This window comes from Amycolatopsis sp. NPDC049159, from assembly GCF_040648295.1.
Taxonomy (GTDB): Bacteria; Actinomycetota; Actinomycetes; order Mycobacteriales; family Pseudonocardiaceae; genus Amycolatopsis; species Amycolatopsis pretoriensis_A.
The window spans coordinates 271,406-294,614 of the sequence record NZ_JBEZDL010000004.1; the positions used below are offsets into that span (position 1 = coordinate 271,406).

The following is a 23,209-nucleotide window of genomic DNA, read 5'->3' on the forward strand; positions in this document are numbered from 1 at the left end:
CGATCCATGGGTCGGCTTCCGGCCCCGCCTGCGAGGCGAATTCCGCCGACCCGCTCCCGCCGGCCGGGCCACGTTTCTATCGGGCCGCCGCACCCGCCGCCTCGGCGAGCCGCGCTACCGGCACGTCGCCCGCATCTGCCGAGCGGCAAGCCGCGACCCGACTGGCTCACCTGCAAACCCGCCACCTCGGCAAGCCACGCTTCCGGCACGTCGCCCGCATCGGCCGACCGGCAAGCGGCGACCCGACTGGCCGACTTGCAAACCCGCCACCTCGGCAAGCCACGCTTCCGGCACGTCGCCCCCATCGGCCAGCCGGCAAGCGGCGACCCCACTGGCCAGCTGCAAGCCCGCCACCTCGGCGAGCCGCGATTCCACCGCCGGCCGACTAGCCAGGCGAGGTGCCACGCCCGCCTACGGCCGAGCAGCGAGCCGCTCGAGCTACACCTCGGCGTACTCCGCTGCCAGCTCCACCGCCGACTCGAGGTCGTTCACCCTCGGGTAGCCGCGGTCGCCCAGGTTGTCCCAGCCCGGGCCTGCCGTGCCGACCGGGCGGCCCAGCGCGCTCACCCGGGCCGCCAGGAGATCGTCGGCTGTCGGTGGGCTCATCGACCACAGGACCACCAGCACCGGGTCCAGGCGGGCCGCCAGGTCCGCCAGCGCCTCCGCCGGGACCAGCTGGCCCAGGTACGCCACCGGGATGCCCGCCTCCGCCAGCGTCGCCCGCAGTGCCTCCATCGGCAGGGAATGCCGCTCGGCCGGACAGCACGCCAGCAGCACCGGCCGGCCCGGGACCGCCGCCGGGAAGCGGACGCTGAAGCGCTCGTAGGCCAGGGAGATCTGCGTCGTCAGCGCCCACTCCGAGCCGAAGCACACGTCGCCGCGCTGCCAGCGGTCTCCCAATCCGCGCAGGACCGGGGCGAAGACGTCCGTCCAGGCCGCCGCCGGGCCGAGGGTGCCGAGGGTTTCGTCCAGGAGGCCGGCCATCGTCGCCGAGTGGAGTTCCTCCGCCGCGTCCGCGAGCTCGCGGGCCCGGTCGGCCGCCGGGATCTCGGGTGCGCCCGCTTCGCCGCCGAAGGCCGCGGCCGCCGCTTCGCGCACCGGCATTCCGCGGGCGACCAGGCGTTGCATCTGCTGGAGGCGGCGGACGTCGGCGTCGGAATAGCGGCGGTGGCGGCCGGCGCCGGCCGGGGGGCCGATCCCGTACCGCGCGCTCCAGCTCCGCAAAGTCACGGGCGACACGCCCAGCAGCTCGGCGACTTTGCCGGGTGCCCAGGCTCCTGCGTCGACGTTCTTGGCTTCCACCGCTTCCTTTCGCCTCACGGACGGCGAACCGCCGAAGCTTAGCGACGCCCGGCGCGCAGGGGGACGCGGCGGCGGGGCGAAGGCCTGCCGCGTCCCCCTGTCGGCGCCGCGGGGGCGCCGGTGATCCGGCCCGCGTCAGCCGGATCCGGCCGGCCGCGGGGCGTGGCATCCGACGCGACCGGCGAGGTGCCGGGGAAACGGTGGTGCTGCCCGAATACGGTATACCCGCGCGCAACGCTTGTGCATCGTTAACCCTCGAATGTCGTAGCGACCCGCCCCGGACGAGTGATTTCACGCCGACCGGGGTACCACTCGCCGCAAGGGGCGACTGGAGGGAACCGATGACCGAGCACCGCACCGCGCCCGAGCTCTCCACCAGGACGGACGCCGGGATCGTCACGGTCCGCTGCACCGGCGAAGTCGACCTGGGCACGGCGTGCCGCCTCCGCGACCGGCTGCTGGCCCCGATCCGCGCGGGCGCCCGAGGGGTCGTCGCGGACCTCACCGAGACGACCTTCTGCGACTCGACGGTCTTCAGCGTCCTGGTCGAGGCCCAGCGCGACGCCGACGAGCGCAACGTCGCCTTCGCGATCGCCCCGGGCGACACGGCGGTCTTCCGTCCCCTGCACATCCTCGGTCTGGACCGGACGCTGCCGCTGCACCGGGGACGCGCGGCCGCCCAGGCGGCGGTGGCGGAGGCGCCGGTCGTGAGCCGCCGGGTGTCCTGACTCGCGAAGTCGGTCGACCGCCGAGGGAAGCCGCGGCGAAGGATCCAACAGGCCGCGCGGGATCGGCGGGCATTCGGGCGACTGGCGCATGGCCCGGCAGGGCGCGCGGGATCGGCGGGCCCTTGTGCGACGGGCGCCGTGGCTTGGCAGGCGATGGCCGCACCGGCGGGCCCGCAGGCGGCTGGCACATGGCAGGCAGGCCGCGCAGGATCGGCGAGCGCCGTCTGGCGCGGATTCGGAGGCTGGGCCGCACCGGCCGACCCCGGGCGGCGAGCGCGCCACTGAAAAGCGGGCTGCGAACGCGCCACGAAAACAGCGGCCCCCAGGCGGCGAGAGCAACTCCGGCGTCGCCCGGCAAGCCGTGTCACAACGGCCGGCCGCACCCGCGGACCCGACGACTGCGGGCGCAAGTCGCCCAGCAGGCCACAGCCCACGCGCACCGACCGTGGCGGGCCACCCGCACAAGTCACCGATCGCGACACTCCCCGATCGGGTGGATAGCCGGGCACCCGTCCTGACCTGCCGCTATCGTCCGGCACGGAAAGTCCACTGTGGACAGGGGGAGGTCCCGTGCGCGTGACCCATGCCGCCCTCGCGGCGCTGGCGGCCTGCGGGCTCGTGGTCCTTTCGGTCCCGATCGGCCTGTCCGCGGCCGCCGATCCGCTGCCCGGCGGGCTCGGGCCGTGCGTGCCCGGGTCGTGTCCCGGGACTTTCCCGCCGGTCGGGAACGGGGCCTTCGCCGGGCGGGACAACGCCATCAACGTCTTCGCCGGCGGTGACATGCGCGTCACCGGGAGCGCCGCCGAGGCCGAAGGGCGGGTGGTCGTCGGCGGGGACTTCACGCTGCGGAAGACCTCCGGCTCGTCGATCTACAACGTCGGGGTCGCCGGGGTCGGCTCGCGCGTCCCGCCGCCGGACGGGGCCGACTTCCTGACCGTCGGCGGGGACCTCTCCGTGGCCGGTGGGCAGCGGCTCGACGCCGTGGGTGACTCCGGTGGCGGGGTCGTCCGGCACGCCGGGAACGTCAGCGGCACCGTGATCGGGACCGTCGTGCACGACACCGCCGCGATGAAGCCGTACGCGGGGCTGCGCGCCGAACTCACCGCCGCCAGCGAGTGCTACGCCCGGGCCGCGGCCACCGGGACCGTCGTGAACCAGAACTACCAGACGCTCTTCACCGGCGACGGGAAGTCCGCGCTGCAGGTCTTCACCGTCACCCAGGACATCGCCGGCCCGGGCGGTGCCACCCAGGGCATCGCGTTCGAGGGCATCCCGGCCGGGGCCACGGTGCTGGTCAACCTCACCGGCTCGGCCCGGGTGATCAACACCTACAGCGGCGGCCTCGACGACAACGACCCGCTCAACCGCCTGCGCCCCCGCCTGCTGTGGAACTTCCCCGACGCCCACGTGGTCCGCCTCACCGGCAGCGGCATGTTCCAGGGCAGCGTGCTCGCGGGCCGCCCGGACGGCACCACGACGGTCACCCTCCCCGGCACCAACGGCCGCTTCTTCACGGCGGGGAACCTGGTCCACGGCTCCGGGGCCGGCCAGGGCAGCGGGCAGGAGTTCCACGCGTACCCGTTCACCGGCGACCTGCCCTCGTGCGCGAAGCCGCCCGAGCCGACCACCACGACCACGGTCACCACGACCTCGACGGCGCCCACGACCACGCCGACCAGCACCACCACACCCACCAGCACCAGCACCACGCCGACCACCTCGACCACCGAGCCCTCCACCACCGAGCCGTCGACCACGACCCCGACCACACCCACGAGCACCACCGAGCCGTCGACCACCACCCCGAACACGGTCACCAGCACCACACCCACGACCACCGAGCCCACCAGCACCACGACCCCGTCGGGCACCACCACGGTCACCTCGACCACGGTCACCACCCCGACCGGCACGGCGACGACCACCACCCCGACCAGCACGGAGACCTCCAGCACCACCCCGCCCGGCCCGAACCCGGCCCCGACCACCCCGGGCGGGCACGGACGGCTCCCGGGCACCGGCACCGACCTGGGTCCCGTCCTCGGCCTCGGCGCCCTGCTGCTCGCCGCCGGCATCGCGCTCGTCTTCCTCTCCTCCCGCCGCCGGACGCGCTGACGCTCCACAGTGGAGCGCGGCCACACTGCGGGCCGACACGAGCCGTGTCACGATCGGGTGACCTCCGGACGGGCCCGGCCCCCGGAGGGCATTCGATCGGGACGAGGCGGATCCCGCGCCGTCGGCGCGTCCGCGAGGTGGACAGGGTGCTGGCGGAGACTGACGCGGACAGAAGGACCGAAGAGCGGACGAGCACGCGCGGCCGGTGGCTGCCCGCCTACGGGGCGGTTCTGGGTGCCGTCGTCTTCCTCGTGGTGCGCGGGAGCCTCACCGACGACGCCTACATCACCCTCGCCTACGCCAAGAACCTCGCCGTCCACGGCGAGTGGGGCATCATCCCCGGCTCGCCCGCGAACTCCGCGACGTCGCCGCTGAACGTCCTGCTCCTCGGCGCGCTGACACTTCTCACCCGGGTGGCCGGCGGGCCGCACCCGGTCGTCGCGCTCGGCGTGCTGACCATCGCCTGCGGCGCCGCGCTCGGGTGGGCGTGGCTGCGGCTCGGCCGGCGGCTGGCGCTGCCGCCCGCGGCCGGGGTGCTCGGGGTCGCGCTCGTGCTGCTGAACCCGTTCGTGCTGTCCGCCGTCGGCCTGGAAGTGCTGCTGATCCCGGCCGTGCTGCTGGTGCTCACGGTCCTCGCGCTCGAAGGCCGGCCGCTCTGGTTCGGCGTGGTGGCCGGCCTGGCCGTCCTCACCCGGATCGACCTCGGCGTGTTCGTGGTGGTCATCGCGCTCAGCGCGCCCGAGATCCGGCGGAAGCTGCTGCCCGCGGCCGGCGTCGCGGTGCTCACCTCGGCGCCGTGGTTCCTGGTCAGCTGGATCGCCTTCGGTTCGTTCGTGCCCGACACGCTCGCCATCAAGCAGACGCAGGCGGGGCTGTTCGCGCCGTGGAGCTACAGCACCGGCCCGGTGATGTACTACCTCGGCTGGCCGGTCACGGTGCTCGTGTCGTTCCTGCCCGCCCTGCTCGGCGTGGTCGCGCTCGCCGCGTGGGCGGCGGCGCGGTTCGCGGTCCGGTGGCCGCTCTTCCCCGCGCTCGGCCCGGTCGCGGCGCTGGCCGGCGGCGGGGTCCTCTACTACCTCGCCTACTCGTTCATCGGGGTCGGCCCGTTCCACTGGTACTACGTGGCGCCGGTGACCGCGGGGAGCGCTTTCGCGGTCGCCGCGTTCGGCACCTGGTACGCCCAGGCGCGCGAACGGCCGGAGCTGCGGACCGGGCCGCCGGTGCTCGCGCTCGGGCTCACCGGCGTGCTCGTGCTGAGCGGTGCCGCGGTCGACGGCGCCCAGGGCCTGCCGTGGCCGTCGCCGGTGGTGTTCGGGAACTGGGCCAGCGCCGACGACTACGCGCGCGTCGGCACCGAGCTCGGCGCGCGGCTCGACGGCGCCAGCGTGGCCAGCCCGGGTGAGATCGGCACCCTGGCCTACTTCTGCGAGTGCGCCATCCTCGACGAGTTCTCCGACCGCGGCGAGGCGGTGAAGCTGGTCGAGAAGCGGATCGCGACGGCGAACCCGCTGATGAGCCTGGCGCTGCGGGTGAACTACCACTGGCTGGACACCTCGGTGGCGCCGCGCAAACCGGACTTCCGGATGCAGTACGCGTCGGGCCCGGCGACCGGACCGGACGACTGGCAGGTCCGGTCCGCGGCGAAAGGTGTCGGCCACTTCGTCTTCACCCGGGAGCCGTGAGCACGCCGCTCATCTGAGCAGTGACGGAAAACTCTGGTATTTCCCCTGGACGCCAGACTGCGCGAAACCCCCGTGAGGCCATAGGGTTTCGGCATGAAGGTCGGCCTGCTCACCCGGGAGTACCCGCCGGAGGTCTACGGCGGCGCCGGGGTCCACGTGGAGTTCCTCGCCCGGGAGTTGCGGCCGCTGGTCGAGCTCGACGTGCACTGCTGGGGCGCGGACCGCGCCGACGCCACCGGGCACACGGATCCCCACGGCTACCGCCAGCCCGCGTTCACGACCATGGACATCGCGGTGTCCATGGCGAACGCCCTCGAAGGCCACGACCTCGCGCACAGCCACACCTGGTACGCGAACCTGGCCGGGCACCTGGCGAAGCTGACCCACGGCATCCCGCACGTCGTCACCGCGCACTCGCTGGAGCCGCTGCGGCCGTGGAAGGCCGAGCAGCTCGGCGGCGGCTACCGCGTCTCGTCGTGGATCGAGCGCGAGGCCTACGAGGCCGCGGACGCGATCGTCGCGGTCAGCGGCGGCATGCGCCGGGACGTCCTCGCCGCCTACCCCGCGGTGCCGCCCGAGCGCGTGCACGTGATCCACAACGGCATCGACACGGCGCTCTACCGCCCCGACCCCGGCACCGACGTGCTCACGAAGCACGGCATCGACCCGGACCGGCCGTACGTGCTGTTCGTCGGCCGGATCACCCGCCAGAAGGGCGTCCCGCACCTGGTGCGGGCCGCGGCGAAGCTCGACCCGGGCGTCCAGCTGGTGCTGTGCGCGGGCGGCGCGGACACCCCCGAGCTGGACGCGGAGTTCCGCGGGCTGGTCGCCGAGCTGGAGCGGACGCGCACCGGGGTCCGCTGGATCCCCGAGATGCTGCCGCGCCCCGAGGTCGTGCAGCTGCTCACCCACGCGACGGTGTTCGCCTGCCCGTCGGTCTACGAGCCGCTCGGGATCGTGAACCTCGAGGCGATGGCGTGCGGCACCCCGGTGGTGGCCAGCGACGTCGGCGGCATCCCGGAGGTCGTCGACGACGGCCGGACCGGGCTGCTCGTGCACTACGACGAGCGTGACCCGGACGGGTTCGAGGCGGGCCTCGCGGCCGCGCTGAACGAGGTGGTGGGCGCCCCGGACCGGGCCGCCGCGATGGGTACGGCCGGCCGCGAGCGCGCGGTCGGCGAGTTCGGCTGGAGGGCGATCGCCGAGCGGACGGTCGCCCTCTACGAAGCGTGCGGGAGGTCGTCGTGAACACTGGAGCCGACGTGCTGGGCATCGTGCTCGCGGGCGGCGAGGGCAAACGGCTGATGCCGCTCACCGCCGACCGCGCCAAACCCGCCGTGCCCTTCGGGGGTGTGCACCGGCTGGTCGACTTCGTGCTGTCGAACCTGGTGCACGGCGGGTTCCGGCGGCTGTGCGTGCTGACGCAGTACAAGTCGCACTCGCTCGACCGGCACATCTCGACGACGTGGCGGCTCTCGGCGCTCACCGGCGAGTACGTGACGCCGGTGCCGGCGCAGCAGCGGCTGGGGCCGCGCTGGTACCAGGGCAGCGCCGACGCCATCCACCAGAGCCTCAACCTGGTCTACGACGAGGACCCCGAGTACATCGCGGTGTTCGGCGCGGACAACATCTACCGGATGGATCCCCGGCAGATGCTGGACGCCCACATCGCCTCCGGTGCCGGCGTGACGGTGGCCGGGATCCGCGTGCCGCGGTCGGAGGCGAGCTCGTTCGGCGTCATCCGGACCACCGACGGGCTGATGATCGACGCGTTCATGGAGAAGCCCGAAGACCCGCCGGGCCTGCCGGACTCCCCCGAGGAGTCGTACGTGTCGATGGGCAACTACATCTTCACGACCAAGGTGATGCTCGAGGCGCTGCACGCGGACGCCGACAACGCGGCCTCGCACCACGACATGGGCCGCGACATCATCCCGGCGCTGGTCAAGTCGGGTGAAGCGGCCGTGTACAACTTCAACGGCAACGTCGTGCCCGGCGAGACCGAGCGCGACCACGGCTACTGGCGCGACGTCGGGACCATCGACAGCTACTACGACGCGCACACCGACCTGATTTCGACGCACCCGATCTTCAACCTCTACAACCGGAAGTGGCCGATCCTCGCCCACCCCGGCCAGCGCGCGGCGGCGAAGTTCGTCGAAGGCGGCTCGGCGAACCAGTCGATCGTCAGCAACGGCTGCATCATCTCCGGGGCCCAGGTCGTGGACTCGGTGCTCTCCCCCGACGTGCTCGTCGAGCAGGGCGCCGTGGTGCAGGGTTCGGTGCTGCTCGACGGCGCCCGCGTCGGCCGCGGCGCGGTGGTGCGGCGGGCGATCCTGGACAAGAACGTCGTGGTGCCGCCGGGGGCGCACATCGGTGTCGACCTGGCCCGCGACCGCGGGCACTACCACGTCAGCGAAGGCGGGATCGTCGTGCTCGGCAAGGGCGAACGCGCGATCTGAGGGGCTCAGGAGCCGGCGGCGGCCGAAATCCGCTCGACCACCTGGCGGGGGTCGATCCCCCAGCGCTCGGCGAGCTCGGAGATGGTGGCGCCCGCAGCGTACTCGGCGGCGATCAAGCTGTTGACGACGCCTGCCACGGCTCACTCCTCGACTACCGGGTGCACGAGCACCCGAAATGCTACATGTTCACTGCGGACGTCGAACAAAGTGCCACACGTCCGGCGGGCCGGCGTCCGCTCACCGCCCGGCTTTGTCCGGTTCCTGCGCCGGATTACCCGTATTCGCCTTCGCGCGCGTGGCACTGAAGACCGCGTCGAAGATCGGTGTCGGTTCTCGTTCGTCGCGCTTCGGCCGTTCGTCGTTCGGCGCGCGCTTTTCCTCTCCCACGCGCCCAGTTTCTGCGACGGCGGCCGGTTTCGCTCGGGCAACACCGAAAATCGCCCGGCCGGGGGATCACCCGCGTGGCGCCGATTTCCGCTTTTCCCGGCGGGGAAAAACCGATTTCCCGTCGCGCGATTTCCGGGTGCGCGGGGAATAACCGCGGGTCGGGCGGGATTGCACCGGACATGAAAGCAGTCGTCTACCGCCGTCACGGCGGACCCGAGGTGCTGGCACTGACTGAGCGGGCCGCGGCGGACCCGGGTCCCGGTGAAGTCCGCGTCCGGATCGTGGTGTCCGCGGTCAACCCCACCGACTGGAAGGCCCGCGGCGGCGCCCGCGCCGAACCGGGTGCCGAGGTACCCGAGACGGTGCCCAACCAGGACGGCGCCGGCGTGGTCGACGCCGTCGGCCCGGACGTCACCGGCTTCGCGCCGGGCGACCGCGTGTGGGTGGTCATCGCCGGCGCGTACGGGCCCGGGGCGGGCACCGCGCAGGAGTACACGGTGCTGCCGGCGGCCAAACTGGTCCGGCTGCCCGACGGGGCGGGCTTCGACGAGGGTGCCGGGCTCGGCATCCCGGCGCTGACCGCGCACCGGGCGCTCACCGTCGCCGAAGACGGGCCGTCCCGGCTCGCCCCCGGCGCCCTCGACGGCCGCACGGTGCTGGTCAGCGGCGGCGCGGGCGCGGTCGGCAACGCGGCGATCCAGCTCGGCCGCTGGGCCGGGGCGACGGTGATCGCGACGGTCAGCAGCGACGAGAAGGCCGCCCTCGCCCGCGCGGCCGGCGCCCACCACGTCCTGCGCTACCCCGATCCTTCGCTGGGCGCCCGGATCCGCGAAGCCGCTCCCGACGGCGTCGACCTGGTGGTCGAGGTCGCGGCCGGGGTCAACGCGAAGCTGCACACCGAGGTGCTGCGCCCGCGCGGCACGGTCGCGATGTACGGCGACGACCGCGGCACGGGGACGGTGACCCTCGAGTTCGGCGCGAACGTGTGGCTGAACGCGCGGTACCAGTTCCTGGTGCTGTACACGGTGGGCGAGGACAAGCTGCGCGCCGGCACGGAGGACGTCACGGCGGCGCTGGCCGACGGCGCCCTGCGCGTGGGCGAGGACCGCGGCGTACCGGTCCACCGCTTTTCCCTTGCCGACACGGCGAAGGCGCACGCGGTCTCGGAGGACGGCGTCACGGGCAAGGTCCTGATCGACGTCACCGCTCCCTGACCCGCCGCTCGTGCGCGACCACGGCCGGTGGCAGGTGGTCGAGGACACGGTCACCGACGTCGTGGCCTGACCTGCGGGTGCGCCGGGCCGGGGGGTCCCGGCGCACCCGGAGTGCGCGTTCCGTCCTTCCCCCGCGGTCCGACGTTCTACCATCGCCCGCGGAGGTGGGTGTGGAGCCGTTGGGACCGGGTGAACCGGCGCGGGCCGGGCGGTACCGGCTGCTCGCCGCGGTCGGCGCGGGCGGGATGGGACGGGTGCTGCTCGGCGTCGGCCCGGACGGCAGGCTCGCCGCCGTCAAGCGGGTCCACCGGCAGTTCGCGCACGACCCAGGCTTCCGCGAGCGGTTCCGCCGCGAGGTCGAGGTCTCGCGGCTGGTCTCGGGTGCCTACACCGCGGCGGTGCTGGACGCCGACCCGTTCGCGCCGGCGCCGTGGCTCGCCTCGGTCTTCGTCGCCGGGCCGTCGCTGCAGGAAGCCGTCGACGCGACCGGGCCGCTGCCGCCCGCCGCGGTCCGGCACCTCGCCGCCGGGCTCGCGGCCGCGCTGACCGGCATCCACCGCGCCGGGCTGGTGCACCGGGACCTGAAGCCGGGCAACGTCCTGCTCGCCGAGGACGGGCCCCGCGTCATCGACTTCGGCATCGCCCGCGCCGCGGAAGGCGCCACCGACCTGACGCACACCGGCGTCATCCTGGGTTCGCCGGCGTTCATGTCGCCGGAGCAGGCGGACGGGCGGCCGCTGACCCCGGCGAGCGACGTCTTCTCCCTGGGTGCCCTGCTCGTGCTCGCCGCCACCGGGCGCAGCCCCTTCGCCGGGGCGTCGGCGCCGCAGTCGCTCTACAACGTCGTCCACACGCACCCGGATCTGCGGGCCCTGCCGCCGGACCTGCGCGCGCTCGCCGAGTCGTGCCTCGCCAAGGACCCGGCCCGGCGGCCCACACCCGCGCAGCTGCTCGAACTGCTCGGACCGCTGCCGCCGGTGCAGCGCCCCTGGCCGCCCGCCGTGCACGCGCTGATCGCCCGCCGCCAGGCCGAGGTCTCGGCCGTCGTGGCCAAGCCGCCGAAGCCGCGCCGACGCCTGCGGGTCGCGCTCGCCGCCACCGCGGCCGCCGTCGTCCTCGGCGGCACGATCACCGCCGTCGCCCTGCTGAACGGCGACGACGGCGCGACCGCCGCCCCGGCGAACAGCACCCTGCCAGTACCGGCCACGACGACGTCCGCGCCGAACCCCGACCCGCTCGGCCCGGACAAGCTGCGCGGGGCCGACCCCTGCGCGGTGCTGCCGTCGGTGCCCGGGACCGGGAAGCTCACGCCGAAGATCGGCGTCCACTTCTTCGCCTGCACCTACGAGACGGCGCAGGGCCAGTGGCTGGAGCTGACGATCGGTGGCCCGGTCGCGGCCAAGGGGACGCCCGCCGGAGAGCTCGACGGCCGGCCGCTGAGCGTCGAGGACGAGACGACCCGCTGCACCGCGGCCTTGCCCGTCGTGGACCGCCCGGCCGCCACCATCGGCGTCGAGGCGAGTGACGCGGCCGGGAAGTTCGCCAAGCCGTGCGACACGGCGAAGGCCGCCCTCGGCGAAGCGGTGAAGCGGCTCCGGAGCTTCGATTCCCCTGTGCCGCAGGGAAGTCTCGCGCCGGTCGACCCGTGCGGGCTCGTCCCGGCGGCGACCGCCCAGCGGATCCTCGGCCCGGTCACCAAGGTCGAACCGACCGGGCTGCACGAATGCCACTGGCAGGTCGGCGGCGAAGTGACGCTGACGCTCGAACGCGGCAGCCGGCCGTTCGTGTCGAAGGATTCCTACTACGACTCGGCGGGCACCGTCGACCTCGACGGCGTCACCGCCTTCTTCACCACCAAGCGGTTCAACCCGGCGAAGGTGCTCTGCAGCCTGACCTGGCTGCACCGGCCGATCGACGAACGGATGTCGGAGAATGTGACCGTCGCCTACAGCACGTCCGCGGGCTCGCTGGGTCCCGACGAGACCTGCCGCCGCACGCAGGACTTCGCCAAGGCGGCCCGGCCGGGGCTGCCGAAGCCGTGAAGCCACTCGAAGCGGGCGAGGCCCGCACCGCCGGGAAGTACCGCCTGATCGCCGAACTCGGCGAGGGCGGCATGGGCCGCGTCCTGCTGGGCGTGGCCCCCGACGGGCGGCTCGTCGCGCTCAAGCAGGTGCACGCCGAGTTCGCGCGCGACCCGCACTTCCGCGGCCGGTTCCGGCAGGAAGTCGTGGCCTCGCAACGGGTCTCGGGAGCGTTCACGGCGGCCGTCATGGACGCCGATCCCGACGCCGAAACGCCGTGGCTGGCGTCGGTGTTCGTCACCGGGCCGTCGCTGAAGGAAGCCGTCGAAGCGACCGGGCCGCTGCCGGTCGAGGCCGTGCGCAGGCTCGCCGTCGGGCTGGCGACCGCGTTGACCGAGATCCACCGCGTGGGCCTGGTCCACCGCGACCTCAAGCCCGGCAACGTGTTGCTCACCGGCGACGGGCCACGCGTCATCGACTTCGGCATCGCGCGCGCCGCCGAGGGCGGGGCGGACCTCACCGGGACCGGCGGCATCGTGGGCTCCCCCGCGTTCATGTCGCCGGAGCAGGCCGAAAGCCGGCCGCTGACCCCGGCGAGCGACGTCTTCTCCCTCGGCGGCCTGCTCGTCATGGCGGCCACCGGACGCGGGCCCTTCACCGGTTCGACGACGGCGCAGCTGCTCTACAACGTCGTGCACGCCGTACCGGACCTGACCGCGGTGCCGCCCGGGCTGCGGGCGCTGGTCGAGCCGTGCCTGGCCAAGGACCCGGCGCGGCGGCCGTCGCCGGCGCAGCTCCTCGACTTCCTCGGCTCGGTGCCGCCGGGGCCGTGGCCACCGCCGGTGCACCGGCTGATCGAGGCGCAGGACACCGCGGTCCGCACCGCGCTCGCGTGGCCGGCGCCCGAGCCGCTGCCCGCCCCGCCACGGCGGCGCCGCTGGGTGCCGCTCGTCGCGGTGGCGGCCGCCCTCGTCGCGCTCGCCACCGGCAGCCTGGTGGCGGTCGAGGTGTTCGGTGCCGATCCGCCGCCGCCGAGTCAGCACCTGGACCCGGTGAGCCTGGAAACGCTGCGGCGCACCGATCCCTGCCGGGTGCTCGACGGCGTCTCGGTCGCGGACGTCGGCAAGCTGCGGGCCGAGCCGGACCCGCTGTACTTCGACCGCTGCGACTTCAAGAACCGGTCCGGCGCCAGGATCGGCGTCAAACTGGGCGATCGGATCTACGTCGAGGGCGGCCGGCCCACCGAGGACCTCGACGGCCGGCCGGTGCTGTTGAGCGAGATCAGCGGCAGCACGTGCGACGCGAGCGTCCAGCTCCCCGCTCAGCCCGAACTCGGCGTGACGGCGCTGGCGAAGACGTGCGCGCTGGCGAAAACCGCGCTCGGGACGGTGCTGCAGCGCCTCCGCGACGGCGGGATCGGGTACGCCCTGCCGCCGGGCACGCTGCTCGCGCTGGACCCGTGCCAGGTGCCCGAGAAGCCCGAGGCGGTGCTGGGCCCGGTCCGCCAGGTCACGCTCAACCGCCTCCGCGAGTGCGAGTGGACGGCCACGACGTCGCTGCGGCTGACGTTCGAAAAGCTGACCGTGGTCCCGGAGGAGGGCACACCGGTCGACCTCGGCGGGGTGCCGGCCACCCGCCGCGAAACCGGCGACAGCTGCACGGTGACGTGGAACCACCGCCGGTTCGACGCGACGCACGCGGAGCACGTCCGGCTCTTCGCGACGAAGCCGGGCGGCGGCGCCTGCGACGCGGCGGTGGCGTTCGGCAAAGCGCTGGTGGGCAAGCTGCCCCGGCCGTGAGTCAGCCGCGCAGCCCGCGGCGCAGGGCCTCGACCTCGTCGGCGAACATCCGGCGCGAGATCCCGGCCGCCTCGACCATGCCGGAGCCGTGGAACGTACCCGGGTAGTGGCGGAGCTCGACCGCGACACCCGCGTGGGCCAGGCGCTGGGCGTACTCGATGCCTTCGTCGCGCAGCGGGTCGAACTGGCACGTCGTCACGAACGCGGGCGGCAGGCCGGTCAGGTCGGTGGCGCGGGCCGGGGCCGCGTACGGGGAAACGCCGTCGCCGCCCGGTTCCGCGCCGAGGTAGCTCGTCCAGCTGAAGATCGCGTTCGGGCGGTTCCAGACCGGGGTGTCGACGTACGCCCGCATCGACGGGGTGGTGAGCCGGTCGTCCAGTTCCGGGATGCCGAGGTACTGGAAGGCGAGCGCGGGGCCGCCGCGGTCGCGGGCCAGCAGCGCGACCGCCGCGGAGAGGCCGCCGCCCGCGCTCTCGCCGGCGACGCCGAGACGGGCCGGGTCGACGCCCAGCTCGTCGGCCTTGGCTTCGAGCCAGGTCAGGGCCGCGTAGCAGTCTTCGACCGGCGCCGGGAACGGGTGCTCGGGCGCGAGCCGGTAGTCGACCGAGACGATCACGATGCCGAGCTCGTCGACCAGGCGGAGCAGGGAGGTGTGGAACATGTCGAGGTCGCCGAGGACGAACCCGCCACCGTGGATGTAGAGCAGTCCGGGCACGGCTTCGGTGCGCCCGGCCGGGGTGTAGACGCGCACCGGCACGTCCGGGGCGTCGGACGGGCCGGGCACCGCGGTGTCCCGGACGTCGATCGGGTCGGCCGGCTCGTAGCTCGGGAGGACTTCTCCCAGCTGCGACATCGAAGACCGCGCGGCCAGCAGGGATTCGTGGTCGGTCAGGGCCACCGCCGGCAGCATGTCCAGCCAGGGCAGCAGCTCGGGGTCGATCGCGTAGGTCATGCCCCCGATCATCGGCCGCCCGCCCGGCCCGGGCCACCGCCACGCGGCGGGCGTTGGTGCCGCGGAACTCGCCATCCGGCGGCGAGCGCGCCTATCGTGACGGCATGAAGGGGCTGCTGCTGCGGCTGTCCGGCCTCGACGCCGACGCCGAGAACGCCGTGCGGGTGATCGGGTTCTTCGACCGCTTGATCACCGCGCGAGCGGACCTCGACACCCTGGTCCGCACGACGGCCGACCTCGCGGGCTGCCCGGTCGGCGTGCACGCGCCGGGCCGCGGCCTGTCCCTGCGCGCGGCCCCGGGCGGCGAAGTTTCGGCGCCGGGGACGGCACCGACCGGGTCGGCGGTCCGCTCGCTGGAGGGTGGGGTGGCCGTGTGGGTGGCTCGCGCGGGCGCGCCGCTGCCGCTGGACGACATGCTGCTGGAGCGGTTCGCGATCGCGACGGCGATCTTGCTGGAGCACTCCGGCGTGCCGACGCCGGAACTCGGGGATCCGGCGCTGGTGGAGCTGGCCCTCACGGAGGACGCGCGGACGGCGGAGCGCTCCCGGGCACTGCACCTGCTGGGATTCGGCCCGTCGGCCCGGCTGCGGGTGCTGGCCACGGTGGGCGGGGAGGTACCCGCGGGCCGGTCGGCGCTGCTCGGGAACGTGCGGGCGGTGCTGGTCGCGGATGCCCCGCGGTCGCCCGACGGCTCCGGTGCGCAGGCGACCGCGACCCCGGCCGGTCACCGCGTGGGCGTCGGCCCCCTCGTACCCGCCATCGAGGTCGCTCGCTCCTGGGCCGCCGCGCGGACCGCGCTCAAGTTCACCTCCGACGGCGACCCCGTCGTCTCGTGGGAGCGGCTCGGCAGCCTCGCCGCCTTCGAGGGCGCGCTCTCCCCCGCCGGCCTCGCCGAACTCGCCGACGTCCGCGAGCTCGACCGGCTCGCCGCCGAGACCCACGGGGAAGACACCCTCGCCGCGCTCGAGGCCCTGTGCGCCACCGGGTCGGCTCGCAAGGCGGCCGCGGTGCTGCACCGGCACCACAGCACCATGCCGGCGCGGCTCGCGCGGGCCGAGGCCGTGCTCGGGTTCGACGTCGACTCCCCCGCCGGCCGCTTCCGGTTGCACCTCGCCTTGATGCTGCGGCGGTTGCGGGACAACGCCGAACTCAGCCGACCGTCCTGAGTGGACCGCGCACCAGGTCCGCCGCCGCGGCGGGCCAGGACGGGAAGGCGAACTCGAAACCGGCCTCCAGCAGCCGTCCCGGTACCACGAAACGGCTCTTCAGCAGCAGCTCCGGGTCGCTGCGCAGCACGAACGCGCCGAGCGCGGCCATCCACCTCGTCGCCGGCAGTCCGAACGGGACACCCGCGGCCGTGCGCAGTGCCCGCAGGAACTCCTTGTACGGCAACGGTTCCGGGGCCGCCAGGTTCACCGGGCCGTTCAGCTCCTCGTGCTCGACGAGGAAGTCGATCGCCCGGAGCAGGTCGGCCTCGTGGATCCACGACATGTACTGCCCGCCGCCGGCGACCGGGCCACCGAGGCCGAGCCGCGTCAGGCGGAGCAGCATCTCGAACGCCCCACCCGGTTCCGGGCTCATCACCATCGACGTCCGCAGCGCGACCTTGCGCGTGTGCGGCGTGTCGGCGAGTTCCTGCTCGCGCTCCCACGCCCGCGCGATGTCGACGCTGGAGGACCAGTACGCCGGCACGTCCGGCTCGGCGCCACCCAGGACGCCGGTGGCCTCGTCGTTCGGGGCGTCGTGGCGGTGCGCGTAGATCGTCGCCGTGCTCATCTGCAGCCAGAGCCGCGGCGGCCGCGCGGCGCGTTCGATCGCGCCGCCGACGACCCGCGCGGAGTCGACGCGGGAGTTCCACATCTCCCGCAGGTTCGCCCGGGTGTAGCGGCAGTTCACCGATCGGCCCGCCAGGTTGACGACCACGTCGCTGCCGTCGATCTCCGCCGTCCACGGCCCCGCGCTCCGCCCGTCCCAACCGGCGGTGCGCACGCCCGGCTCCGCGGCGGCCGACCCGCGCGTCAGGACGACGACCTCGTGCCCGCCGCCCGCCAGCGCCCGGCTCAGCACGCGCCCCAAGTGTCCGGTCCCGCCCGGTATCACGACCTTCATGACCCCACCGTACCGAAAGAGTTGAACGCGTTCAAATACTCTTCTCGACGAGGTCGAGCAGCGTCCGCAGCGCCCGGCTCGGCGGCTTGGCCGCGGCGGTGACCAGGTTGAGCGGCCAGTCCAGCCCGGCGCCGGCCAGCGGCCGGACCACGACGTCCGCGTCGGCCGGCGCGGGCGTGTCCGGGACGACCGCGACGCCGAGCCCGGCGCGCACGTACCCCGGGACCGGGCGCAGGTCGGCGACCTCGACGGTGACCCGCCGCGGCGAGCCGAGCGCGTCGAAGGCCCGGTCCAGCAGGACCCGGTTGCCGAACCCGCGCGGGGTGTCGATGAACGCCTCGCCGGCGAGGTCGGCCAGCCGGACGGCCTTCCGGGCGGCGAGCCGGTGCGTGGCCGGCAGCACCACGACGAACGGGCGCGTGTCGACCCGCAGCACGTCCAGCCCGGCGAGGTCGGTCTCGGGCAGGCCCACCAGAGCGACGTCGAGCCGGCCCTGGCGGACCTCGTCGGCCAGCCCGGTGGAGCCGGTGATCGACACCGTCACGTGGATGTCCACCAGCGGGTAGCGCCGGTGGAACGCGCCGAGCAGCGCGGGCAGGTCGACGCCGCCGATCGACGTCAGCGTGCCGACGCGCAGGCTGCCGCGCAGGCCCTCCGAGGCCTCCTGGACGGTCGCGCGCGCCCGTTCGAGGGCCTCGATCGCCGCTTTGGCCTCGGGCAGGAACGCGGCACCCGCGGCCGACAGCGCGACCCGGCGGGTGGACCGGTCGAACAGCCGCGTGCCGAGCTCGGCTTCGAGGGACCGCACGGCGGCGGACACGGTGGACTGCACCGCGAACACCCGCTGGGCGGCCCGGGTGAAGCTGAGTTCCTCGGCGACGGCGACGAAGTACTCGAGCTGACGCGTCTCCATCCACCCAATCTATCGCCTTGACCGATAACTGGGACCAGCACTTTTCGTTGGACTTGCTGAGTCGGCGGGGTGATCGTGGACAGCGGAAGATCCACTGGCGTTCTGGAAGGTCCCGATGTCCGTCACCCTGTCCCCCGCCCGGCTCCGCGTGAGCCGCGGGCTGGGTTTCCGCGTCGTCGCGGTCGCGTTCGCGACGGCACTCGCGTTCTCCACCCTGCCGACCCCGCTCTACGCGCTTTACCAGCAGCGGGACGGCTTCCCCGCTTTCCTCGTCACGGTGATCTTCGCCGCCTACGCGGTCGGCGTGATGCTCAGCCTGTACCTCGCCGGGCACGTCAGCGACTGGCTCGGGCGCCGCCGCGTCCTGCTCGCCGGGCTGCTCGCGGAAGCCCTCGCCGCCGCGCTCTTCCTGCTGTGGCCGGACGTTCCCGGCCTGATCGTCGCGCGGCTCCTCAGCGGCGCGGGGATCGGCGTCATCACCGCGACGGCCACCGCGCACCTGTCCGAGCTGCGGGCCCCCGCGCTCACCGCGACCGTCATGAACGCCGGTGGTCTGGCCCTCGGCCCGCTCGTGGGCGGGGTGTTCGCGCGGTTCGCCGTCCACCCGCTGAGCACGCCGTTCGCGGTGTTCCTGGTCGTGCTCCTGCTCGAAGCGATCGCGGTGAGCCTGGTGCCGGAGACGGTCGAACGCCGGGAAGAGCGCCCGGCCTACCGCCCGCAGCGGCTCTCGCTGCCGCCTTCGGCCCGGCGCGAGTTCACCGGCGCCGCGATCGGCGCGTTCGCGGCGTTCGCGCTGAGCGGCCTGTTCATGGCGCTCGCCCCGGCTTTGCTGGCGCACGAACTGCACGAGCCGTCCCGCCTGCTCGCCGGGCTCGCGCCGTTCACCATGCTGGGCAGCGCGGCGCTCGCCCAGATCGCGTTCTCACGCCTCGGCACGCGCGCGCAGCTGCGGTCCGGCTACGTGCTGATGGGCACCGGCCTGGTGCTGCTGACGGCGTCGGCGTTCGCGGCCTCGCTCCCGCTGTTCTTCGCCGCCAGCGTGCTCGCGGGCGCCGGGTTCGGGCTGGGCTTCCGCGCGTCGGTCGGCACGGTGGCGGCGCTCGCGGACGACCTCACCCGCGGCGAAGTGCTGGCGGCGCTGTTCCTCGTGGCGTACGCGGGTCTGGTGCTGCCGGTGCTGCTCGTCGGGCTGGCGCTGCTCCTGGCGCCGGGTTCGGTGGCGCTGGCCGGGTTCGCGGTGCTGGAACTCGCGCTGCTCGCCTGGTCCGTTCACCGCTCGGTGTAGACGAACCCGATCTTGTCGACCTCGCCGCCGGCGCGCCCGTGGAAGCCGGCGAGCTGCCAGCCCGCCGGCGCCACGCGGGTCACGCAGTCCGCCGTCGCCGAGCCGCCGGCCAGGGTGCGGCCGGTGCTGGTCGTGAACGCCGCGGAGAAGATCCGCGTGTGCCCTTGGTAGCTGCCCTGGCACAACGTCGCTCGCGTGACGTATTCGCCGGCGCCGAGGGTCAGCGCGGCCGCCGTCCCGCCGGTCCCGCCGTGGGTCAGCACCGTGCCGTTCTCGAGCGTGACGCCGAGCTGGTCCACCCGCGAGCCCGCGCGCAGCGAGAGCGTCCGGACGCGGGCGCCCGCTCCGACGGCGCCGACGTCGGTGAAGTAGTCGCCGTGGGGGCCGCCGAACTGCTCGGACAGGCGCAGCGCCGGGTTGCGCGTCCAGCCGAACCCGACGGTGACCGGGTCGTGGTCGGACAGCATCCGGCCTTGGTCGTCGAGGAACTTCGCGTGCTCGTTGTGGTAGGCCGTCGCGTCGAGGGAGACGAGCGGGCTGCCGCGGTAGAGGACCTTGTCGACGACTTCGCAGTCGTCGGTGACGTGCTGCGGGTCGCACACCAGCGCGGGACTGCCCGGCGCGGGCGCGGACCCGCCGCGGACGAGCTGCACCCAGGCGTCGGTGAGACCGTTGTCGGCGGCGAACGCCGCGATCGTGTCCGCCGCGCGGGTGTAGCGCGTGTTGGTGTCGCCCATGACGAGCACCGGGTTGCCCGCCGAGTGGGTGCGGATGAACGCGGTCAGCTGCGCCAGGTTCGACGCGCGCGACTCCTCGTCGCCGTCGTTCGTGCCCGCGTTGGTGTGCACGTTGTACGCGTCGACGTAGACGCCCTCGGCGAGCCTCAGCCGCATGAAGGTGAATCCCTTGGGCGTCAGGCAGTCCCCGGAGTCGAACTGGCACGACTTCCAGCGCACGCGCTCGAAGTCGCCGGTGTCGTAGGGCAGCGACGACAGCGTGTTCAGGCCGCTGCCGATCCCCGCGCCGCCGCTCGTCGGGGTGCGGTACGGGTGGTGGTCGGCCGCGTAGAGCGTGGCGTGGTAGTTGAAGTCCTCCTCGACGTGCACCACGTCGTAGGGGCCCAGCCGCTGCCCGATGGCCGTCGTGGCCGGCTCGCGGGGAGTCGGCGCGCTCGAAATGCCTTCGGGCAGCCCGGCGACGTTGTAGCTCACCACGGAGAAGGTGCCGCCGTCGGCGGAATCGGCGTGCGCGGCGGCCGGCACCAGCGCGGTGGCCCCGCACAGCAGGACCACGACGGCGAGGCGGATCTTCACGGAGTACCTCGTTCTCCCGGGGACGAGCGACCGGAATGATCGGGCGGCGCCGGGACGCGCGTCAAGGGCCCGCGGAGGAATTCGGCCGAAAGCCGGACCGTTCCTTTCGCCGCCACCGTGAATTCGTCGAATTCGACCGCCGCTCGCTGATTCCGGGACATCGCCGCACGGGTCCTCGCGGCGGCCTACAGTCTTGAGGATGACCGGACCGCCGATCGTCGCCGGGGTGGACGGGTCGGCCGAGTCGCTCGATGCCGTCCGCTGGGCCGCGCGGGCCGCGCGTTTGCGGGGCGCGCCGCTCGAAGTCGTGCATGCCCTCGATGTGCCCGCGCTGCTCGCCGGTGGGGTCGTGCCGCCGCCGGACGAGCTGGTGGACGGCCTGCGGGCGCGGGGCCGGCGGGCGTTGCGGATCGCGCGGGAGCTCGCCGCCGCGCAGGGTGTCGATGATGCGGCCACGCGGCTCGATCCCGATCGGGCGGCGCAGGCGCTGATCGACGCGTCGAGGTCCGCCGCATTGCTCGTCGTCGGCTCGGCCGGGCACGGGCGGCTCACCAGCCTGCTCGCCGGCTCGGTCGCCGCGGCCGTCGGGACGCACGCGCGGTGCGACACCGTCGTCGTCCGCGGGGACGGCTGGGACGAGCCGGACGCGGCGCAGCGCCCGGTCGTCACCGGGATCGACGGCAGCGAAGCCGGCAGCCGGGTCCTCGAAGCCGCGCTGGCCGAAGCGCGCACCCGCGGCGCCCCCCTCGTCGTGCTGCACGCCTGGGCGGACACGCCACCGCCGCGCGCGGATCCCCGGTGCGTCACCGAAGCCGGGCACCGGCTGCTCGGCGCGGGGGTGCTGGCCCACGACACCGGCGACGTCGAAGTCGAGCGCGTCCTGGTGCACGCCCACCCGCGGCGGGAGCTGATCGAGCGCAGCGGCGACGCCCAGCTCGTCGTCCTCGGCGACCGCGGCCGCGGCGGCTTCCCCGGTCTCCTGCTCGGTTCGACCGGCCAGGCCCTCCTGCACCACGCCGCCTGCCCGGTCCTGCTGGTCCGCACCGCCGGGTGAGGAGAAGTGAAACGGAAGTGCCGCCGTCCAGGATGGGGGCATGAAGACTGCGATCCGAGCCGGACTGGTGGCCGCGCTGGCGAGCGCCACGGTGCTGGCGGCCCCGGCCCAGGCGGCCACGATCACCCAGAAGACCGCCGTCTGCCATTCCGGCGACTTCGGCGGCTCGTTCACCCTGCGCTACGACACCTCCGGCGGCTACCACCACATGCTCGGGGCGACGACGTCGTCCGGGCCGTACATCGGCGACGCGGGCAACCTGCTGCTGCGGATCTCCTACCGCGACGGCTTCACCACGCACACGGTCTACACCCGGTCCGTGCCGACGTCCGGGACCACGAGCCTGACGCTGCCCCCGGGCGTCGACGTGCCGGCGACCGCGGTCGGGACGGCGTCGACGACCTTCAGCAACGGCACCGACTCCTGCATCGCGACGGTGCCGATCACGTAACCGGGTCGAGCGCCGCCCGCAGGATGGCCCGCGCGGAACCCGCCAGCATCTCGGCGGCCCGCGCGCGGTCGAGGCCGCCGATGTCGGTCAGCCAGACCAGCGACTCGATGCCGGACGCCGAGCGGATCGCCGTGGCCAGGCCGTGCACGTCCAGGTGCGGGTGCGTGTCCGCGAGCGGGACGAGGGCCTCCTCGATCCAGCGGATCGCCCGGCCCCGGCGCAGCACCGGCTGCCGGGCGCCGGGTTCCAGGGACAGCCGGAGCTGCGCGCGCAGCTGCGGCTCCCAGCGCAGGGTGAAGGCGATGAACTCCCGCATCACAAGCTCGAGCCGCGCGACGGGATCGGCGGGCGCGTCCGCGGGCAGCAGGCCGGCGTCGTCCTGGATCTCCGGGTAGGCGGCGAGCAGCAGCTCGCGCTGGTTGGGGAAGTACCGGTAGGCGGTGGTACGCGAAATCCCGGCCGCCGCGGCAGCGTCCTCGACGGTCGGCGACCCACCATCGGCGAGCAGCGCGTGCGCGGCCTCGACCAGCGCGGCCCGGGTCCGGCCCTTCTGCCGCTGCCTGCCGGTGGACTCGTATGGGACGGCCATGCCATCATGGTACTCACGTCCCACGAAGGAGGCGGCCATGACCGGTGACCCGGCCGAAACGAACCCCGAGCTGTACCAGGTGGTTTTCGAGAACGAGCGGGTGCGGGTGCTGGAGTACCGCGACCGGCCGGGCGATCGGACCGAGCCCCACCGGCACCCCGACACGGTGATGGTCACGTTGAGCGCCTTCAGCCGCCGCATCTCGTCGGGCGGCCGCGAGGTGGCGGTGGACTTGCCTGCGGGGGCGGTGCGCTGGGTGGGGGCGCAGGAGCATTCGGGCGAGAATGTCGGCACCACGCCTACGCACTCGCTGTTCGTGGAGTTGAAGGAACCCGGCGGGGCGGTGGCGGGCTCCGCGCTGGGGCCGGCCCCGGCTGGCGGGTAGGGAGTTTCGCGTGCGGGCAGCACGGTCGGGCTTGGGAGGCGTTTGTTGCGGTGCGCGGCTGGCTCGAGGCTGCCGCGAGTGAGGGCGACGGGGGAAGTTCGGCAGTTGCGGTGAACGGCCAGCACAGTGACCCCGCGAGCGAAGGGACGCCGCAGGAAGCTCGGCAATTGCGGCGAACGACCAGTCCAGTGCCGCCGCGGCTGAGGGACCGCCGCGGAAGCTCGGCAGCTGCAGTGAACGGCCAGCACAGCGATGCCACGACTGAAGGGCTGCCACAGGAAGCTCAGCAGTTGCGGCGAACAGCCAGTCCAGTGACCCAGCGACAGAGGGACCACCGCGGAAAGCTTGGCAGCTGCAGTGAACGGCCAGCAGAGCGATGCCGCGACTGAAGGGCCGCCCTCGAGAAGATCGGCAGTTGCGGCGAACAGCCACTCCAGTGACCCCGCGA

Annotated in this window: 21 protein-coding genes; 13 read left to right on the forward strand and 8 right to left on the reverse strand. The window is 73.9% G+C overall.

Features of this window, described 5'->3' with window-relative positions:
• Window positions 1-438: 438 nt before the first annotated feature.
• Window positions 439-1,302 carry a MerR family transcriptional regulator gene (locus AB0B33_RS10135; RefSeq protein ID WP_360769196.1) on the reverse strand — a complete coding sequence of 288 codons (864 nt, stop codon included), beginning with the start codon at window positions 1,300-1,302 and terminating at the stop codon, window positions 439-441.
• Window positions 1,303-1,643: 341 nt separating this feature from the next.
• On the opposite strand from AB0B33_RS10135, the gene AB0B33_RS10140 reads away from it, so the two are divergent.
• The 5 genes from AB0B33_RS10140 (at window position 1,644) to glgC (ending at window position 8,289) form a co-directional block, all read left to right on the forward strand.
• On the forward strand, window positions 1,644-2,030 hold the full coding sequence (locus AB0B33_RS10140) for an STAS domain-containing protein (protein ID WP_360769199.1): 387 nt from the start codon (window positions 1,644-1,646) through the stop codon (window positions 2,028-2,030).
• 570 nt (window positions 2,031-2,600) lie between these two features.
• Complete coding sequence (locus AB0B33_RS10145) at window positions 2,601-4,145, forward strand: choice-of-anchor A family protein (protein WP_360769202.1); 1,545 nt, start codon at window positions 2,601-2,603, stop codon at window positions 4,143-4,145.
• 146 nt (window positions 4,146-4,291) lie between these two features.
• The gene (locus tag AB0B33_RS10150) at window positions 4,292-5,827 is read left to right on the forward strand and encodes a hypothetical protein (protein ID WP_360769205.1); all 1,536 of its coding nucleotides are present in this window, start codon (window positions 4,292-4,294) and stop codon (window positions 5,825-5,827) included.
• A gap of 93 nt (window positions 5,828-5,920) precedes the next feature.
• Window positions 5,921-7,075 carry a glycogen synthase gene (gene glgA / locus AB0B33_RS10155; protein WP_360769208.1) on the forward strand — a complete coding sequence of 385 codons (1,155 nt, stop codon included), beginning with the start codon at window positions 5,921-5,923 and terminating at the stop codon, window positions 7,073-7,075.
• Window positions 7,072-8,289: a glucose-1-phosphate adenylyltransferase gene (gene glgC, locus AB0B33_RS10160; RefSeq protein ID WP_247023631.1), complete on the forward strand. Its 1,218-nt coding sequence runs from the start codon at window positions 7,072-7,074 to the stop codon at window positions 8,287-8,289. Before glgA ends, glgC begins: the two co-directional genes overlap by 4 nt.
• A 5-nt stretch (window positions 8,290-8,294) precedes the next feature.
• Here the strand turns inward: glgC and AB0B33_RS10165 are convergent, their stop codons facing one another.
• Together AB0B33_RS10165 and AB0B33_RS10170 are read right to left on the reverse strand one after the other, a co-directional pair.
• Window positions 8,295-8,426 (reverse strand): hypothetical protein, encoded by a 132-nt coding sequence (locus AB0B33_RS10165; protein ID WP_281506299.1) that lies wholly within the window; start codon window positions 8,424-8,426, stop codon window positions 8,295-8,297.
• A 100-nt stretch (window positions 8,427-8,526) separates the two neighbouring features.
• Window positions 8,527-8,676 carry a hypothetical protein gene (locus AB0B33_RS10170; protein ID WP_247023632.1) on the reverse strand — a complete coding sequence of 50 codons (150 nt, stop codon included), beginning with the start codon at window positions 8,674-8,676 and terminating at the stop codon, window positions 8,527-8,529.
• Between the two features lie 179 nt (window positions 8,677-8,855).
• Here AB0B33_RS10170 and AB0B33_RS10175 point away from each other — a divergent pair, with 179 nt between their 5' ends.
• The 3 genes from AB0B33_RS10175 to AB0B33_RS10185 all read left to right on the forward strand — a co-directional run bounded on the left by AB0B33_RS10175 (window position 8,856) and on the right by AB0B33_RS10185 (window position 13,710).
• Window positions 8,856-9,890: an NADPH:quinone reductase gene (locus AB0B33_RS10175; protein WP_360769211.1), complete on the forward strand. Its 1,035-nt coding sequence runs from the start codon at window positions 8,856-8,858 to the stop codon at window positions 9,888-9,890.
• Between the two features lie 170 nt (window positions 9,891-10,060).
• Window positions 10,061-11,932 carry a serine/threonine-protein kinase gene (locus AB0B33_RS10180; protein ID WP_360769214.1) on the forward strand — a complete coding sequence of 624 codons (1,872 nt, stop codon included), beginning with the start codon at window positions 10,061-10,063 and terminating at the stop codon, window positions 11,930-11,932.
• A complete protein-coding gene (locus tag AB0B33_RS10185) occupies window positions 11,929-13,710 on the forward strand; it encodes a serine/threonine-protein kinase (protein ID WP_360769216.1) in 1,782 nt (593 codons plus the stop codon). Before AB0B33_RS10180 ends, AB0B33_RS10185 begins: the two co-directional genes overlap by 4 nt.
• A gap of 1 nt (window position 13,711) precedes the next feature.
• Here AB0B33_RS10185 and AB0B33_RS10190 read toward each other — a convergent pair whose 3' ends face one another.
• A complete protein-coding gene (locus AB0B33_RS10190) occupies window positions 13,712-14,662 on the reverse strand; it encodes an alpha/beta hydrolase (RefSeq protein ID WP_360769218.1) in 951 nt (316 codons plus the stop codon).
• 104 nt (window positions 14,663-14,766) lie between these two features.
• Between AB0B33_RS10190 and AB0B33_RS10195 the strand changes: the two genes are divergently transcribed.
• Window positions 14,767-15,828, forward strand: coding sequence for a helix-turn-helix domain-containing protein (locus AB0B33_RS10195; RefSeq protein ID WP_360769220.1), 1,062 nt, complete (start codon window positions 14,767-14,769; stop codon window positions 15,826-15,828).
• On the opposite strand, the gene AB0B33_RS10200 is transcribed toward AB0B33_RS10195, so the two are convergent.
• Together AB0B33_RS10200 and AB0B33_RS10205 are read right to left on the reverse strand one after the other, a co-directional pair.
• Complete coding sequence (locus AB0B33_RS10200) at window positions 15,812-16,771, reverse strand: TIGR01777 family oxidoreductase (RefSeq protein WP_360769223.1); 960 nt, start codon at window positions 16,769-16,771, stop codon at window positions 15,812-15,814. The genes AB0B33_RS10195 and AB0B33_RS10200 overlap by 17 nt on opposite strands.
• Window positions 16,772-16,802: 31 nt before the next feature.
• Window positions 16,803-17,684 carry a LysR family transcriptional regulator gene (locus tag AB0B33_RS10205; protein WP_360769226.1) on the reverse strand — a complete coding sequence of 294 codons (882 nt, stop codon included), beginning with the start codon at window positions 17,682-17,684 and terminating at the stop codon, window positions 16,803-16,805.
• A gap of 115 nt (window positions 17,685-17,799) precedes the next feature.
• Between AB0B33_RS10205 and AB0B33_RS10210 the strand changes: the two genes are divergently transcribed.
• Window positions 17,800-18,969 carry an MFS transporter gene (locus AB0B33_RS10210; RefSeq protein ID WP_360769229.1) on the forward strand — a complete coding sequence of 390 codons (1,170 nt, stop codon included), beginning with the start codon at window positions 17,800-17,802 and terminating at the stop codon, window positions 18,967-18,969.
• On the opposite strand, the gene AB0B33_RS10215 is transcribed toward AB0B33_RS10210, so the two are convergent.
• A complete protein-coding gene (locus AB0B33_RS10215) occupies window positions 18,954-20,282 on the reverse strand; it encodes an endonuclease (RefSeq protein ID WP_360769232.1) in 1,329 nt (442 codons plus the stop codon). The two genes, AB0B33_RS10210 and AB0B33_RS10215, sit on opposite strands and share 16 nt — an antisense overlap.
• A 199-nt stretch (window positions 20,283-20,481) precedes the next feature.
• Here AB0B33_RS10215 and AB0B33_RS10220 point away from each other — a divergent pair, with 199 nt between their 5' ends.
• Both AB0B33_RS10220 and AB0B33_RS10225 read left to right on the forward strand, forming a co-directional pair.
• A complete protein-coding gene (locus AB0B33_RS10220; RefSeq protein ID WP_360769234.1) occupies window positions 20,482-21,336 on the forward strand; it encodes a universal stress protein in 855 nt (284 codons plus the stop codon).
• A gap of 40 nt (window positions 21,337-21,376) precedes the next feature.
• Window positions 21,377-21,787 carry a hypothetical protein gene (locus AB0B33_RS10225; protein WP_360769237.1) on the forward strand — a complete coding sequence of 137 codons (411 nt, stop codon included), beginning with the start codon at window positions 21,377-21,379 and terminating at the stop codon, window positions 21,785-21,787.
• Here AB0B33_RS10225 and AB0B33_RS10230 read toward each other — a convergent pair.
• Window positions 21,780-22,376: a TetR/AcrR family transcriptional regulator gene (locus AB0B33_RS10230; RefSeq protein WP_360769239.1), complete on the reverse strand. Its 597-nt coding sequence runs from the start codon at window positions 22,374-22,376 to the stop codon at window positions 21,780-21,782. The genes AB0B33_RS10225 and AB0B33_RS10230 overlap by 8 nt on opposite strands.
• Before the next feature lie 37 nt (window positions 22,377-22,413).
• Here AB0B33_RS10230 and AB0B33_RS10235 point away from each other — a divergent pair, with 37 nt between their 5' ends.
• Window positions 22,414-22,761 (forward strand): cytoplasmic protein, encoded by a 348-nt coding sequence (locus AB0B33_RS10235; RefSeq protein WP_247023645.1) that lies wholly within the window; start codon window positions 22,414-22,416, stop codon window positions 22,759-22,761.
• The last annotated feature ends 448 nt before the right edge of the window (window positions 22,762-23,209 follow it).